The following is a 15,015-nucleotide window of genomic DNA, read 5'->3' as shown; positions in this document are numbered from 1 at the left end:
ATAAAGCATGGACAAAATTCTTTGTCAATAGTAAAATAATACAGAAATTTAAAATTTACAGAATGTATAGGTTTATCGTTTTATGATAACTTAAATGGGAGTAAGTTGTGCCAAGAAAAGTGAATGTTATCACAATGATACGTTCATAAACAAAATTATTTTTCCTATACAAATATAGCCGCGAATGATGCGGGTAGGAGGTGTTGTACATTTTTGTTCGACACTTACAAAAAGAGAGTGTCAATCGCACGCCCTTGAAGGGCCTTTTTTTGTGTAAATGGTAGTAAGGGAGGAAATTTTGGGATGGCAATGTTGAAAAAATGGCTGCTTACGTCGTTAATGGCAGTGACACTTGTATTTGTTTCTTTTGCGAATACAGTACATATTACGTTTGCTGAAGGAAATACAGCAAAACTTGCAATTATTGGGGAATCACAAAAAGGCATTATGTTATGTCCGAAAGAAGAGCAAATTAAAGATGGGGAAACAGCTTTAAGTTTGCTGCAAAAGGTCATGGGGGACAAGGTAGAATCTGAAACGATGTCGTTTGGAACATATGTAAAAGGCATCGATGGTTTAATGGCCGGGGCTACAAGTGCTTGGCTGTATGATGTAAATGATAAGTCTGCAGAAGTCGGAGCAGATAGTTATAAATTAAAATCTGGAGACGTTGTTGTCTTTCGTTTTGTTTCAGACTGGAGCAATATAAGCCAGGAAACATTGAAAGAAACGTTAGATAAGTTCGGAACGTGTAAAACAGAAGAACCTAACGGTGGCAAAACAGAAGAACCAAAACCAGAAGGTCAAGACGGTAAAACACCAGATGGGAAAAATCAAGGTGACCAAGACGGTAAAACGCCAGATGGGAAAAACCAAGGTGATCAAGACGGTGAAAAACCAGATGGGAAAAACCAAGGTGATCAAGACGGTGAAAAACCAGATGGGAAAAACCAAGGTGACCAAGACGGTAAAACGCCAGATGAGAAAAACCAAGGTGATCAAGACGGTAAAACGCCAGATGGGAAAAAACCAGAACAACCACAGCAAGAGAACATTCAAGTTCCAAGTGCACAATTAAATGAAGCCATTTCTAAAACATCAGACAAGATGTTACAAGATGGAATTGAAAGTGATTGGGTAGCTGTAGCGCTTTCTCGTTCTGGAAAGAATGTGCCAATTGAGGCAAAATTAAATTATGTTAAGTCAGTAACTGAAAAAGTAGAAAAGCGTATTAACCGTTTTTCAGCGACAGATTTAGCTAGAACAATTATTATGATGAATGCAATGAATGCAGACCCTAAAAATGTAGGTGGACATAATTTAGTTCAAAAATTGTATGAGTCAGATAAAGTGAATTCTGTTACAGGTTATGCATTTGCTTTACTTGCATTTGATACGAAGAAGTATGAGATTCCAGTTGAATCAAAATGGAACAGAGTTGCTCTAGTGGAAGCACTGTTAAATAATCAGCATACAGACGGTGGATGGACTTATAATAGTTCAGGTAGTAAAGATAGTGCTAGTAGCGTTGATGTAACAGGTATGGTTTTATCAGCATTAGCTCCTTATCAAGAGCGATCAGATGTGAAACCAGCTATACAAAAAGCTGTTGCTTATTTATATAACGAACAGCTGCAAAATGGTGGTTTTTCAGCTGATGGACAAGAAAATTCAAATAGTACTGCGCAAGCAATTATTGGATTATCGCTTGTTAAAGATGTAGATCAAAACCGTCTTCATAAGGCAATACAAAACCTATTATCATATCAACTTTCAAATGGTGAATTTAAATGGTTACCAAGTGATCAAAATGGTAACGGAATGGCTACAGAACAGGCTCTTTTAGCATTACTTCAATTTAAGGAAATGGGAAAATCTATTTATGATTGGTCTAATGTAGACGTTGGTGATGTAATTAAGCCAAAACCGATTGAAGAGCCAGAAAAGGTCGTTGAACTAGAAAATAATGTAGTAGAAAAAGAAGTTACTGAAGAACCGAAAGAACAAGACCAAGTACAACAAGAAACAAAAGATGAAAATCTAAAAGTAGTTGTAGATAACGAACCGGTTAAGAATAAAAAAATCGGAAACGGTAACAGTCTACCAAAAACAGGAGCATCTTCTCATAGTGCAGCAACAGAAGTAGGTATGGGTGTATTATGTATTGCTTCTGCATATGTATTATGGAGACGTAAAGCAGCTTAACAAAAAATTAGGAGCAATTATTTGCTCCTAATTTTCGTATGAAAGGTGAGAGATAGGATGAGTAAGGTGAAATGGTTCATTTCTTTACTGCTTTCGCTCGGGCTACTTGCCGGATGTGAAGAGGCAGCTGTAAAGCCTGAGAAGAAGGTAGAACCGAAGCAAGAAGAGGTAGCGAAACAAGAAGAACAAAAAGATGAAGCGAAGCCGGAAGAAAAAACAGAAGAAAAGCAAGCTGAATCAGAGCAAAAGCAGCAAGAAGAGCAGAAAGAGAAACAAGAACAAAAAGTAGAAGAGAAGCCGAAAGAGGAAAAGCCGCAGGCACAATCAGAGGTAAAGAAAGAAGAGAAACAACAGGAACAACCGAAAGAACAGCCGGCTGTAAATAAGCAACCAGAGCAGCAACCAGCACAAGAAGAGAAACAACAACCGAAAGCACCAGAAGTAAAAGAAGAAGCAAAGGTTGTGAATCAGCCGAAAGAAACACCGAAGCAGGAGCAAAAAGTTGATCCGAATAAAGCGGAGAAAACGATACCGACTCCGGCAGTACCAAAACCTGAACCACCAAAACCAGATCCAGTACCAGTACCGAAACCGCAAGCAAAACAAGTAACAATCTCGGTAAAAGGAAATAACGGATATATAATGGGTGCGAAAAAGATGGATGTACAAGAAGGCGATACAGTGTATAAAGTATTGCAACGTACAGGATTAGATGTTGATGCAAGCGGATCTAGAGATAGTATTTATGTAAAAGGTATTAATGATTTATATGAAAAAGATATTGCGGATACTAGTGGATGGAAATATCGTGTGAACGGTGCTTTTCCAAACCATAGTGCTGGTGTAGCTACGGTAAAACCAGGAGATACAATTGAGTGGGTATACGTATTACAATAAGAAAGGCATTCGGTAAAGGGCTATGAAAATAAGTTTTTCTTCTTTACATCCTTTTGTGAATTTTTTCTATTATATCGGGGTGATGATACTATGTATGATGTGTCTTCATCCTCTTTTTTTAATTGGAGCAATACTATTAATTGTTATTTTAAATGTGATGCAAGGGAATAGCGAAAAGATAAGAAAGATGTTACCAAGCACAATTATTTTCTTTTTTATGGTCATTTTATTTAATTCGTTATTAACGCATAGAGGCCGAACGACATTATTTTGGTTAGGTGATAGCCGTATTAAGCTTGAGGCGATTATGTTTGGAATAGTAATGGGGTTATTACTAGTTGCAGTTATGTTTACGTTTGCGTCATACAATGATATTATTTCCAGTCATAAATTTTTATATCTGTTTTCAAGAATTTCACCGAAAGTTGCATTGTTAACGATGATTACAGTGAGATTTGTTCCTTTGTTTATAAGGCGATTAAAGAAAATCACACTCATTCAAAAGACGAAAGGTGTGCAGGTAGATTCAGGTTCGATAATTGAACGCGTCAAAAATGGTATGCAATTGCTGCAAGTATTATTAATTTGTTCATTGGAAGATGCACTGCAAACGGCAGATTCTATGCAAGCTCGTGGATTTGGTGTAACGAAACGTACGACATATATTCGCTATAGAATGGAAAAACGAGATTGGTATACGCTCAGTTATTTAAGTATTCTATTTATAATTGCTATCATATGTAGTACGTATGGCGGAGGAAAGTTAATCATTTATCCGAAAGTCGAATCTATTTTATTTCAGCAATACGATGGGATGATGTTTATCGTATTTACGATGTTTATTAGTTTACCAATTATAATGGAAGGAAGGGAATGGTTATGGTGGCGCATGCAGAAATAAACAATTTATCATTTGTATATGCTGATGAAAATGAAAAAGCGTTACAGCATATTTCTCTTTCTGTTCAAAAAGGTGAGTTTATTGCACTTACTGGAGAATCGGGATCTGGGAAGACGACGTTATTAAAACATTTTAAAAAGGAGTTACTTCCAATTGGTACGCGTTCTGGAGAGATATTTTATGAGGGTGTTTTAATAGAGGAAGTAGCTGATTTGTTATCTGCCCAAGAAATTGGGATGGTATTTCAAAACCCAGAAAACCAGATTGTTATGGATACAGTGATTCAAGAATTAGCATTTTCTTTAGAAAATATCGGATTACCATCACATATTATTCAAAAAAGAATAGCAGAGCTTATTAGCTTTTTAGGATTTCAAGATTTATTGCATCAATCTGTTCATACGTTATCTGGTGGGCAGAAGCAGCTTGTCAATTTAGCTGCGGTATTAGTTATGCAGCCGAAATTGCTATTATTAGATGAACCGACAGCGCAGTTAGATCCAATTGCTGCAAAAGAGTTTTTAGGATTATTAAAACGGATTAATGAAGAACTTGGAATTACGATTATTTTAAGTGAACATCGTTTAGATGAAGTTATCCCGCTTGCAACACGCGTTGTTTGTATGGATAATGGCTGTATTATGTATGATGGTAGTCCTAAAACTGTTATTACGAATATGTGGGGAGTAGAAACATTCCGTCCATTTATTCCGCAAATTCCAAGGCTATTTTTAGAGTGGAATGTGAGAGATATTCCGTTTACGGTGCGAGAGGCGCAAATGAAAATGAATAATTTTTCAGCGATATCATATGTAAATGAGCTAATAGCACAAAGTGAAAAGCAAGAGGTAATTTTAAGCGCAGAGCATATTTCGTTCCAGTACGAAAAAAATAGTCCGCTTATTTTACGTGATTTATCAGTTTCGATTGAAAAAGGAAAATGGGTAGCGCTCGTTGGAAAGAATGGGACAGGGAAGTCTACACTGTTAACGCTTTTAGCTGGTTTGCAAAAAGTGAGAAGAGGGAAAGTAAAGTGGAATGGGAAAGTGATACATAAAATTGATTCGAAAGAACGATTTAAAAGTATTGGGTATGTATCGCAGCATCCATATTATCATTTTACATTTGATACAGTGTGGGATGAGGTGTATGAACGTGCACGTGAATTATACGGAGAACAAGGAAAAGAAATAGCAGAAGATACGCTAAAACAGTTTTGGTTGTACTCGCTTAAAGAACGCCATCCGCACGATTGTAGCGGAGGAGAGCAACAATTACTTGCGTTATGTACGACATTATTATCAAAGCCAACTTTATTATTACTGGATGAACCGACAAAGGGGCTAGATCCGTGGAAGAAAGAAAGAGTAGGAGAGCTATTTAGGAAGCTACAAAAAGAAGGTACAACAATTGTAATGGCAACGCATGATATTGAGTTTGCAGCGAAATACGTGGATCAATGTATGATGTTATTTGATGGGACAGTCATTATGAATGATGCACCGAAAGAATTTTTTAGTGGTAACTTCTTTTATACAACATCTATTAATCGATTCATTCGAAAAGAATTGCCATATGCATTAACGTGGGAGGATGTGTACGAAGCGTGTCCAAACGATATGTTGCATTCATAATATGTATTTTTGCAGTAATAATAGGCACATTACTCTTTACTACACTTATTATGGACGGTTATTACATGTTAAGTAGTTTGTTTTTATTAGTTGTTATTATGTTACCTTTCTATATCCGTTTTGAAAGGAAGGCGTTTGTTTCACGTGAAATTGTTCTCGTTGCTGTATTAGCGGCAATTGCAGCAGTAAGCCGGGTGCCATTTTCTATTTTACCAAGTGTACAACCAACTTCTTTTGTCATTATCGTTTCTGCAATTGTATTTGGAAGTGAAACTGGTTTTATGATTGGTGCTACAGCAGCAATCATATCCAATATTTTTTTAGGACAAGGTCCATGGACACCGTGGCAAATGTTTTCATGGGGCATGATTGGTTTTATAGCAGGTCTACTTCGTAATACATTTTTTATGAAAAAGCTATGGGGAAGACTTCTTTACGGAGTAATTGTTGGCTTTTTATTTGGCTGGATTATGAATTTCTGGGGCCTTCTCGGTTTTATACGAGAAGCAACGTGGGAAACTGTCATTTCGTATTATATCGCAAGTTTTTACTTTGATTTGAGCCATGCGATTTCGAATGTTATTTTCTTATTACTATTTAGTACTTCATGGATTACGATTCTTACAAGATTTAAAAAGAAATACGGTATATTAGATGAGCATAACGTGACATAGAAAAGCATACTCATATAAGGTAGGGTCGCGACTTACATATTCGTTTGCCTCTTTCATGCTTCTTACATATTGTAAGGAGCATTTTTTTGTCAAAAAATTGATTTAATATGCATCCGTTATTATATAAAATTATTTGTATAATGGTAGGTGAGAACTTTTTTCAAAAGTGAGGTGTATAGTTAATGAAGTTAGTTATTCCGAAGCAACATGGTGCATGGGCCATGCTTGTTATTCCTTTTTTATTAAGTGTCGTACTTGGGAAACCTACTATTTATCATATTCCATTGTTTTTAGCGTGGTTTTTTATCTATTTAGCCACGTATCCATTTCTTACGTACATAAAGCAAAGACGAAAAAAAGAGTTTTTACAAGCTGCCATTGTTTATTTCAGCATTGCGTTCCTATTTGGGATGATTTCTTTATTATATGAGTGGCGAATTCTTTTATTCTTAATAGTAATGATTCCATTATTTATAGTGAATATGTATTACGCCCGTCAAAAAAATGAAAGAGCACTATTAAATGATATTTGTGCAATCATTGTGTTTTGTATCGGTGGGTTAATTAGTTATTACTTTTCAATGAAGCAAATCGATCATACAGCTTTATTCATTGCACTTATTTCATTTTTATACTTTTTAGGTAGTACGTTCTATGTGAAAACGATGATTCGTGAAAAAAATAACCCGAAGTATCGTCTTATATCTTGGGGATATCATATCTTATTAACGATAATTGTATTTGCGATTAATCCGTGGTGTTCTCTTATTTTTATACCAAGTGTCATTCGAGCAATTGTGTTGTATGGCAAAAAAATTTCTATTATAAAAGTAGGAATTTTAGAAATTGCTAATTCTGTATATTTTTTAATCATAACGGCAATAATTATGAAGTATGCCATTTGAAAAAACTTCCCATCAATAGATGGGAAGTTTTTAATCTTTTTCTAAAATGTGAACGGTGTACTCGCAACGTTGAATAGCTTGTTCAACAGCATAAAGTGATTGTTCAATACGAGCGCGATTAAAATCTTTTTCAACTGTTTCGAGCGCTTCTTCTAAACAATTTTTAGCTTCTTGTAATGATTGAAAAGAATCTTGTACATATCCGCGAGCATTTTGATGCATTTCATAATCCTCCTTGCATGTTCGTATATGGGTAGTATGAACAGTAAGGAAGAAAATATAATTTGTTATATTTATTATATTTGTTTGACAATTAAAGTGGAATTACGTATAGTAAGAATTAAGTGAATATTTTCTTATCCAGAGAGGTGGAGGGACTGGCCCGATGAAACCCAGCAACCGCGATGCAGGTGCTAATTCCAGCAGAACATATTTGTTCTGGGAGATAAGACGAAGATATATACGTAACTTCTTCTTATCGGAGAGGTTTTTTTATTGCAAAAAAACCGATTACGAAAATTTATATTAAGAAGAAAGGGGTTGCGCATTACTGTGACACTCGAAAAATACGTAAAACTGCGTAGTACAGTTTATGAATATATGATAGAGCAAGATAAGCCGATATCATTGTTAGATATTCAAGAACATATCGTTTCGCATCATGAAGGAAAATTCACGAAAAAGATGTTGCATCAATTTTATTTATCAAGATTATTAGACGAACTAAAACTGGATGGGAAAATTACATTAGCTGATGAATATCTCTATGCTGAAAAAGGTGTATTGTATAAGGCGAGAAAAGGGAGCTAAGCTCTCTTTTTTTCTTAAAATAACGGAGTATGTAGAGTAAAAGACTGCTAAAGCAGCCTGATACAGGGAATGGTGTTGAGTGTGTAGTGTCAAAAATTGAATGTGCCTGAAAGAGGCAATTCATATCGGCTGCAAATGAAAAGAGACACCTTCGCCGAATAGGTGTCAGTCGTTTTGTCACGTAGACTTGCTACTTAACAGTAATTAGAATAACATGCAGGATTTTTGAAGTCAAAAGGGAATTAAAGGAAGGGGTACAATTATGTACGCTTACTTATTAAAAGATATAACGAAATGGATCCCAAAGTACATTGTAGATAAGGGATATGAATATTATGAAGATGGGCATGTAGAAGATGTTGAAATACAAGATAAAAAAGTGTTTGCTTTCGTTACTGGAAATGCAGGGAATTATGAAGTAGTTATCGATCTCGAAGATTTTTCAGAAAGTAACTGTGAGTGTCCCTATGAAAATTATTGTAAACATATGGTGGCAGTTGTTTATGATATTCAAGGTGCTGGTGAGAGTGCAGTTAAAGAGAAACTGAAAGATTTAAAAAAAGAAGAGTTACTTATATTATTAAATCGATTGTTGCAAAGTTCGAAAAACGTACAAATTGTAGAGAAGTTATTAAAGAAGGAGAAACTTTAACGTATAGAGGGAGTTGTTTTGTAGTGAACGTACTAATTATATATGCTCATCCTAACCCTTCAAGTTTTAACGCGGCGATTTTCAATCATGTGCAAAAAGGACTACAGGAAACAAATCATTCAGTTACCGTACTTGATTTATACAAAGAACAATTTGATCCAGTCCTCGTATTTAATGAAGAGAAGAAAAGACGCGATTTAGTAAATGAAGAGGAAACAGCTCGGTATAGAACGTTAGTAGAAGAAGCAGATACACTTCTATTCATCTATCCAATATGGTGGTGGGGGATGCCAGCAATTTTAAAAGGATTTATCGATCGTATTTTCGTAGCTGGATTTGCTTATAAATATGAAGGGGCTCTGCCGAAAGGATTATTGCAAGGGAAAAAAGCATGGGTTATTAATACGTTAGACTCGCCTCTATGGTACGTCGCATTGTTATATCGATCAGCAGATTGGATTATGATGAAGAGAGGTATTTTACGTTTTTGTGGCATTCGCGATATAAAACGGTCAGTGTTTCAATCTGTGAAAACGAGTAAAGTATCAAAGCGTGAGAAATGGTTATTACAAATAGAAGAAAAGGCTCGTGCATTATGAATGAAGTCGATCGTATTATAAACTGTGTTCAGTATGATGGCGAACTTTTTCGGAAGTATGTTACGTGTTTACTTCAATTGAAAAAATGCAGCGAAACATTTCAGCAAATTCAAATAGAGTTAAGAAATGATTATTTAATAAGAGGAATTTGTGAAAGAGAAGTTGATGAGGTAGTACGGGGAAGTAAAGAATATGAAATGCATTTTCTTCCTAAAGTATTACAGTGGAATTTTTTGAGGGAAAATCCACATCTAATTGAAAAAGTGTGCGAAGATTTTTTTGCATTTGAGTCATTACATCTTACGGAGTTAGAGTGGGAGAAGATTATAAATTTCATGGGAAATAAGTGATTTATTATGTAAAAAAGCTAGTATAAAACTAGCTTTTCGTTTAAATAAATAAGAAGCATAGACTAATGATAAAACCCGCATATAGTAAGTTCACAACACAAAATCCCATAATGTCACGAGCACCTAAACCAGCTATCGCTAATGCTGGTAATGCCCAGAAAGGTTGAAAGGAACGGTATTTGAATATTGATCTAGTTGATTAATATGCAGCAAGTGCAAAAGGATTTTATTTTCTTTTGTGGAATGTTATTTATATTTACCTTATTAAAATTTAGAAAGGAGAATATTTATGAAACATTCCTTAATGGAGACAAATTCAGAACCAGAAAAGAAAGAATCGTTGCTTACACGATGTGCAAATATATTTTCGAGATGGTCTCAGAAATATGTCCCGGATGCCTTTGTTATTGCAGTGCTGCTCACTTTATTTACTTTCATTATAGCTTTGTTGATGAATCCCTCAAATCCGTACAAAATCGTAAAATCTTGGGGGGATGGGTTTTGGACTTATTTAACGTTTACAATGCAAATGGTATTGCTAATGGTTACAGGGATGACGTTAGCTTCTGTCCCGTTTATTAATAGAGCCTTGCAGTCTGTTGCAAAGTTAGCCGATACACCTCAAAAGGCCTATACGATGACATTTTTGATCAGTGCAATTGCATACTATATCAATTGGGGGCTAGCCGTAGTTGTGGGAGCTATCATTGCAAAGGAAGTAGCAAAAAAGAATGCGAATGCACATTTTCCATTACTTGTAGCTGCTGCTTATGCTCCGACAGCCTTATATAGCGCAGGTCTCTCCAGTTCTATTGGCCTGACAATTGCCACAAAGGATCATTTTCTTGTAGATATGATTGGAATTATTCCTACCTCACAAACAATCTTTAGTTACTCTACTTTAATTATTTTTTTCACTCTATTCATCACGATGCCAATTATTATTGTACTTATGGCTCCAAAAAGTGGGATTATCAGCTATAAAGCAATCGAAACTGATACAAATTCTTTTGTAAAACCTCCTCAAAAAAGTTTAACTCCTGCGGAAAAACTGGAATGGACACCAGTTTTAGGAATAATATTAGGCGCAATCGGCACGTTGTATTGTGTTTATGAATTCATGAACGGTCATAGTTTAGATTTAAATATCATTAATTTGTTTTTCTTGTCACTTGGTTTGCTCCTACATGGTTCTCTTGGTAACTTTGCACAAGGATTTAAAGAATCTGCGCAATCCATTTCTCCAATTATCTTACAGTTTCCATTTTATGCAGGGATTATTGCTGTTTTAGGTAGTTCAGGTTTGGGAAGCTCAATCATTGAATGGATGGCATCCATTGCGTCAAAGGATACATTTGATATATTTACATATTGGTCAGCGGGGCTGGTAAACTTATTGGCGCCATCTGGCGGGGGGCAATGGGCTTTACAAGGACCACTGCAGGTCCCGGCAGGATTGAAGTTAGGTGTAGATCCGGCTACTATCGCTATGGCGGTAGGTTGGGGGGACGCATGGACAAATTTGATTCAGCCGTTCTGGGCATTACCTCTTTTAGGTGTGCTGGGATTGAAAATTAAAGACATTATGGGTTATTGTTTCATTCTTTGCATTTGGGTTGGCATAGTTACAAGTTTATTGATGTTATTTGTATATTAGCTTTAATAGGAATGCCAATACTATCAAGTAATACTATTAAAATGAAAAAACCTATTCTTTCTATAAATATATAGGAAAGGATAGCGTTTTTTTATGTCTATTCTTGTATCTGATGAATTACAATTATTTGCTTAAGAATTTTAAAGATTGTTATCTCCAAATATCTTACGAGAGATTACTAGGGATGTTGGTTTTGTGCAACAAACAGATAGGTACCAAGCAAGTATTTAGTTACTTTATATGCTTGGATGAGTCAAAATACCACTAAAACTTCTTTCACATGTATGGAATGTACGGTTTTTTATCCACAAGCTGTTCTTTATCAAGCTCAGCATGATGATCACCATTAACATTATGGTTGAAAGTATACAATATGGTATGGCAGAACCGAGAGTGTTGGAAGTACTACGAGAACTGTTGGACATTATTAATAAGCGACAATAAAAATTTTTTCCTGAACGCAAGAGGAGTTTTTTATTGGGAATAGTAAGGATGAGGGGAGGTGCATTACATATGGGAAAAGGTAGAAGTAATAATGCAGGTAAAAAGCAACCAAATTTCGATGATTCATCTAATTTCGCTAAACAAAGCCAACCGACAGAAAAGAAGAAGAAATAAAAAAAAGGATCTCTCTATATCAAGAGAGATCCTTTTTTACTATATTGACGTTTTAGCACAACAGATCGAGTGTTCAATTGAATAGTCATAACTGTGCAAGGTTTAAACTCCTGCTTCCACTACTGTGGAAGCTTTTCTAAATGATGTGCAATATCAATATACATATTTGAATAAACCGAATGTATTTCATTACTTGGCGTTGCGTTAGAAGAGAAATGAACGATTACCATATTTGCTTTCGGATCGATGTAAAGTGTTTGTCCGTAACTACCTAACACTTCGAAAGCACCTTGTTCATTGTGGGGAATCCACCATTGATTATGATAAGAAATAGAAGCGCCAATACTAATTTCAAGTTCACCTTCTTGTACATTTTTTACACTTTCTGTAATAGAAGAAGGGAGAATTTGTTTTCCGTTATATTCCCCGTTGTTTAATAGTAATTGCCCGAATCTCGCCATATCTCTAGCAGTTGCATTTAAGCCAGCGCTTGCTTGTTCTATTTTCATTTCATCTGTAACGTAATACGCGTTTTCTTCCATACCAATTTGAGACCAAATTCGTTCGCTTACATTTTCAGCTAGTGATTTACCAGTAATAGTTCTAATAATCCAAGCAAGCGTTTCTGTTGATCCGTTATTGTAAGAAAAGGAAGAACCAGGCGGTGCAGTTTCTTCGGCTTCCCGTAACATATCATAAATTTTCATCGGACCGTCGTAATTTTTGCCGCGGGGTAAAATATTGCTAGCTAAATATAATTGTGCATCTTGATTTTCTAGCCCAGGTTGCTCATATCCATGAGTAGGATATTCAGCTGAAACTTGCATGTCCATTAATTGCTGAAGTGTGGCATTACCGAACGGTGTGTTTTTTAATTCTTTTATGTAAGTGTCAGCTGTTTTTTCTAAGTCAATACGTTTTTCTTCAGCGAGAGATTGTATAATTGCCCCGGTAAAGACTTTTGCTAATGATGCCATACCATGAGGTTCATTCTGTTTATACTCATTGAAATATCGTTCATAAACAAGTTGTCCATTATGTACAACGACAAAAGCATCTGTTTTGTTATCGTCTAAAAGTTTTTTTAGAGGAGTTGTATTTCCGAATCTACGCTCCACAGCAAAATCATCTAAGTTTTGCAATGCGGAAGGGAAGTGAGCAATTTGGTCAGGGTTGTTTTTTACGTTATTAACTAAAGTGAATTCTTTCATATGTGTATACGACCAACGTAAGTAAGGGTCATTTAACCAGTTTTCTTTTGTCACATTATGTTTTGATGGGGTCGTTTTATTATGTTTGAAGTAAGTAAACCCAAGCCCTGTAATTACAAATATGAATGTTAGTATAAGTAAGAGTAGGGGAGATTTTTTTAGTTTCATATATGGCCCTCCTTTTTATTTCTACTATAAGTATACGCTCGTCTTGAAAGAAATACAAAATAAGGAAAGTAAACGGGGAAGTTTACTTTCCTTATTAACGTTAAGCGGAAATTTTTCCGTCTGTAGGTTGTTTCTTGAATTTTTGTTTTCGTCCGTGTAATCCGTAATATAAAAGTAAAGTGAACGCAACGATAATAGCTGCGATAAAATACATATTATGATAACTGGATTTCGCTGCGACAATACCTAAAATGAAAGAACCAAAACCAATACCACTATCAAAGAATGAAAAATACGTAGCTGTCGCAGAACCACGTCTATGGTTTGGGGCGGCAGAAATTGCAATCGTTTGGAAACTCGGAATTAATGTTCCGTAACCTAAACCGATTAGCATACCTGCGCCAAGGAACCAAAATGAAGTTTGTGCTTGGCTTAATATGAACATTCCGATTGTGAAAATAATGATTGCAGGGTAAACGAGTACATTTTCACCGAAGCGATCAAAAATCTTTCCTGTAAATGGACGAGAAATGACAACAACAAGTGCGTATACAATAAAGAAGTAACTTGCAATTTCACTTAAACCGAGTTCTTTCGCATAAATAGGAATAAAGGATAAAATACCACTATAAGAAAAGGCTAAAACAAATCCTGTAAGTGCAATCGGAATAGAAGATGGTTCGATTAAGTCTTTCCATTTCATTTTTTCACGTTTTTGTTTGCTAACAGGTGCTTCGTGAGGAATATCGACAAGTAGCCCTAATAAAAATGCAAGTAATGAAAATACGGAACAAACGATAAATAATACAGTAAACGAAAAATGAGAAATAATTGTTAAACCTAAAAAAGGACCAATTACCATTGGCAGACTCATAAATACGCCGAAATATGCAAGTGCTTCGCCTCGTCGATGAGCTGGCGCAACATCAGTTACAATCGTACCAGTAGCTGTCGTTGCCATCCCGAACCCAATACCGTGTAAGAAGCGAAGGGCAAGTAATAAGAATAAACTTTGCGCACCGAAATACATAACAGTAGCGGCTAAAAATAATGAAAGTGAAATAAATAATATTTTCTTTCTTCCTAAATCATCGAGCCATTTTCCTGTGAATGGTCTACATAAAACAGAAGAAATAAGAAACACAGTTGCAACTAAACCAATTTCCTCAGGTTTTCCTTTTAGGCCGTCTATTACATAGACAGGCAGAGTAGTCATAAGCATGTAAAATGTTAAGAAGAGAAATAGACTACTAAAACAAGTTCCGAGGAAATCCTTCGTCCAAAGTTTCTCACTTTGCATCGTCATCCCTCCAATTTAATCTAAATTTTTAATAATTTGTTGTAACATTTGAAATGCTTGATGTAAATCATCTTCGTTAATACCTTCTAGCGTTTTTTCTTCGAAAGTGTCAACTTCTTCTTGCCATACTGGAATCATCTTTATCGCTGTTTCGGATAAAGAAATAAGCTTCTCGCGGCGATCTTTACCTTCTGTACGAATAATCCATCCCATCGTTTCCATACGTGTTAACGTACGAGTCATCGTTGGTGATTCAACATTTAAATACTGGCATAATTCTGTTTGCGTACAAGAACCAGTTTGATTAATGCGGAAAATAACAGCCCATTGCGCACTAAATAACCCTGTTGGAGATACACGTTCATTAAATTTCTTCGTAAACTTTCGAGAAGTCTGGCTGACGATGTGAAAAAAATGTTGTTTTTCGTCCATGT

General features: G+C 35.6%; 15 protein-coding genes, 2 pseudogenes and 1 riboswitch. Of the genes and pseudogenes, 12 read left to right on the top strand and 5 right to left on the bottom strand.

Annotation, left to right across the window (positions count from 1 at the left end):
- The first annotated feature begins 303 nt into the window (after window positions 1–303).
- From NZ044_RS16260 to NZ044_RS16235, 6 genes are all read left to right on the top strand, one after another.
- Window positions 304–2,205, top strand: a complete 1,902-nt coding sequence (locus NZ044_RS16260) for a DUF4430 domain-containing protein (protein ID WP_118961662.1) — start codon at window positions 304–306, stop codon at window positions 2,203–2,205.
- A gap of 57 nt (window positions 2,206–2,262) precedes the next feature.
- Entirely contained in the window at window positions 2,263–3,102 is an 840-nt protein-coding gene (locus tag NZ044_RS16255) for a DUF4430 domain-containing protein (protein WP_098506652.1), read from the top strand.
- 22 nt (window positions 3,103–3,124) lie between these two features.
- Window positions 3,125–4,003: an energy-coupling factor transporter transmembrane component T gene (locus NZ044_RS16250; RefSeq protein ID WP_016077455.1), complete on the top strand. Its 879-nt coding sequence runs from the start codon at window positions 3,125–3,127 to the stop codon at window positions 4,001–4,003.
- On the top strand, window positions 3,976–5,637 hold the full coding sequence (locus NZ044_RS16245) for an ABC transporter ATP-binding protein (protein WP_142331115.1): 1,662 nt from the start codon (window positions 3,976–3,978) through the stop codon (window positions 5,635–5,637). The genes NZ044_RS16250 and NZ044_RS16245 overlap by 28 nt, the downstream gene beginning before the upstream one ends.
- Entirely contained in the window at window positions 5,610–6,311 is a 702-nt protein-coding gene (locus NZ044_RS16240; protein WP_000044893.1) for an ECF transporter S component, read from the top strand. The genes NZ044_RS16245 and NZ044_RS16240 overlap by 28 nt, the downstream gene beginning before the upstream one ends.
- 182 nt (window positions 6,312–6,493) lie before the next feature.
- A complete protein-coding gene (locus NZ044_RS16235) occupies window positions 6,494–7,216 on the top strand; it encodes a YwiC-like family protein (protein ID WP_000779995.1) in 723 nt (240 codons plus the stop codon).
- Between the two features lie 30 nt (window positions 7,217–7,246).
- Here NZ044_RS16235 and NZ044_RS16230 read toward each other — a convergent pair whose 3' ends face one another.
- Window positions 7,247–7,438, bottom strand: a complete 192-nt coding sequence (locus tag NZ044_RS16230) for a hypothetical protein (RefSeq protein WP_000554032.1) — start codon at window positions 7,436–7,438, stop codon at window positions 7,247–7,249.
- A gap of 131 nt (window positions 7,439–7,569) precedes the next feature.
- Window positions 7,570–7,668, top strand: a riboswitch (SAM riboswitch).
- Between the two features lie 100 nt (window positions 7,669–7,768).
- Between NZ044_RS16230 and NZ044_RS16225 the strand changes: the two genes are divergently transcribed.
- From NZ044_RS16225 to NZ044_RS16210, 4 genes are all read left to right on the top strand, one after another.
- A complete protein-coding gene (locus NZ044_RS16225; RefSeq protein ID WP_000171476.1) occupies window positions 7,769–8,026 on the top strand; it encodes a hypothetical protein in 258 nt (85 codons plus the stop codon).
- A gap of 262 nt (window positions 8,027–8,288) precedes the next feature.
- The gene (locus NZ044_RS16220) at window positions 8,289–8,678 is read left to right on the top strand and encodes an SWIM zinc finger family protein (protein WP_000271530.1); all 390 of its coding nucleotides are present in this window, start codon (window positions 8,289–8,291) and stop codon (window positions 8,676–8,678) included.
- 23 nt (window positions 8,679–8,701) lie between these two features.
- A complete protein-coding gene (locus tag NZ044_RS16215; protein WP_001101572.1) occupies window positions 8,702–9,277 on the top strand; it encodes an NAD(P)H-dependent oxidoreductase in 576 nt (191 codons plus the stop codon).
- Complete coding sequence (locus NZ044_RS16210; RefSeq protein WP_044783988.1) at window positions 9,274–9,627, top strand: group-specific protein; 354 nt, start codon at window positions 9,274–9,276, stop codon at window positions 9,625–9,627. Before NZ044_RS16215 ends, NZ044_RS16210 begins: the two co-directional genes overlap by 4 nt.
- 40 nt (window positions 9,628–9,667) lie before the next feature.
- Here the strand turns inward: NZ044_RS16210 and NZ044_RS16205 are convergent.
- Window positions 9,668–9,793: pseudogene (locus NZ044_RS16205) on the bottom strand (TIGR00366 family protein); the annotation flags it as partial.
- 123 nt (window positions 9,794–9,916) lie between these two features.
- On the opposite strand from NZ044_RS16205, the gene NZ044_RS16200 reads away from it, so the two are divergent.
- Entirely contained in the window at window positions 9,917–11,284 is a 1,368-nt protein-coding gene (locus NZ044_RS16200) for a short-chain fatty acid transporter (RefSeq protein WP_000682890.1), read from the top strand.
- A 147-nt stretch (window positions 11,285–11,431) separates the two neighbouring features.
- Window positions 11,432–11,580: pseudogene (locus NZ044_RS30865) on the top strand (IS4 family transposase); the annotation flags it as partial.
- Window positions 11,581–12,021: 441 nt separating this feature from the next.
- Here the strand turns inward: NZ044_RS30865 and NZ044_RS16195 are convergent.
- From NZ044_RS16195 to NZ044_RS16185, 3 genes are all read right to left on the bottom strand, one after another.
- Window positions 12,022–13,281: a serine hydrolase domain-containing protein gene (locus NZ044_RS16195; protein ID WP_000768730.1), complete on the bottom strand. Its 1,260-nt coding sequence runs from the start codon at window positions 13,279–13,281 to the stop codon at window positions 12,022–12,024.
- Window positions 13,282–13,381: 100 nt separating this feature from the next.
- Entirely contained in the window at window positions 13,382–14,581 is a 1,200-nt protein-coding gene (locus NZ044_RS16190) for an MFS transporter (RefSeq protein WP_001190320.1), read from the bottom strand.
- Between the two features lie 15 nt (window positions 14,582–14,596).
- Window positions 14,597–15,013 carry a MarR family winged helix-turn-helix transcriptional regulator gene (locus NZ044_RS16185; protein ID WP_000343679.1) on the bottom strand — a complete coding sequence of 139 codons (417 nt, stop codon included), beginning with the start codon at window positions 15,011–15,013 and terminating at the stop codon, window positions 14,597–14,599.
- Window positions 15,014–15,015 lie beyond the last annotated feature (2 nt).

The sequence above is a fragment of the Bacillus sp. FSL K6-1338 genome (assembly GCF_038006965.1).
GTDB lineage: Bacteria > Bacillota > Bacilli > Bacillales > Bacillaceae_G > Bacillus_A > Bacillus_A thuringiensis_S.
The sequence above is the reverse complement of the archived record's forward strand: the minus strand, read 5'-3'. Positions and strand labels throughout refer to the sequence as shown.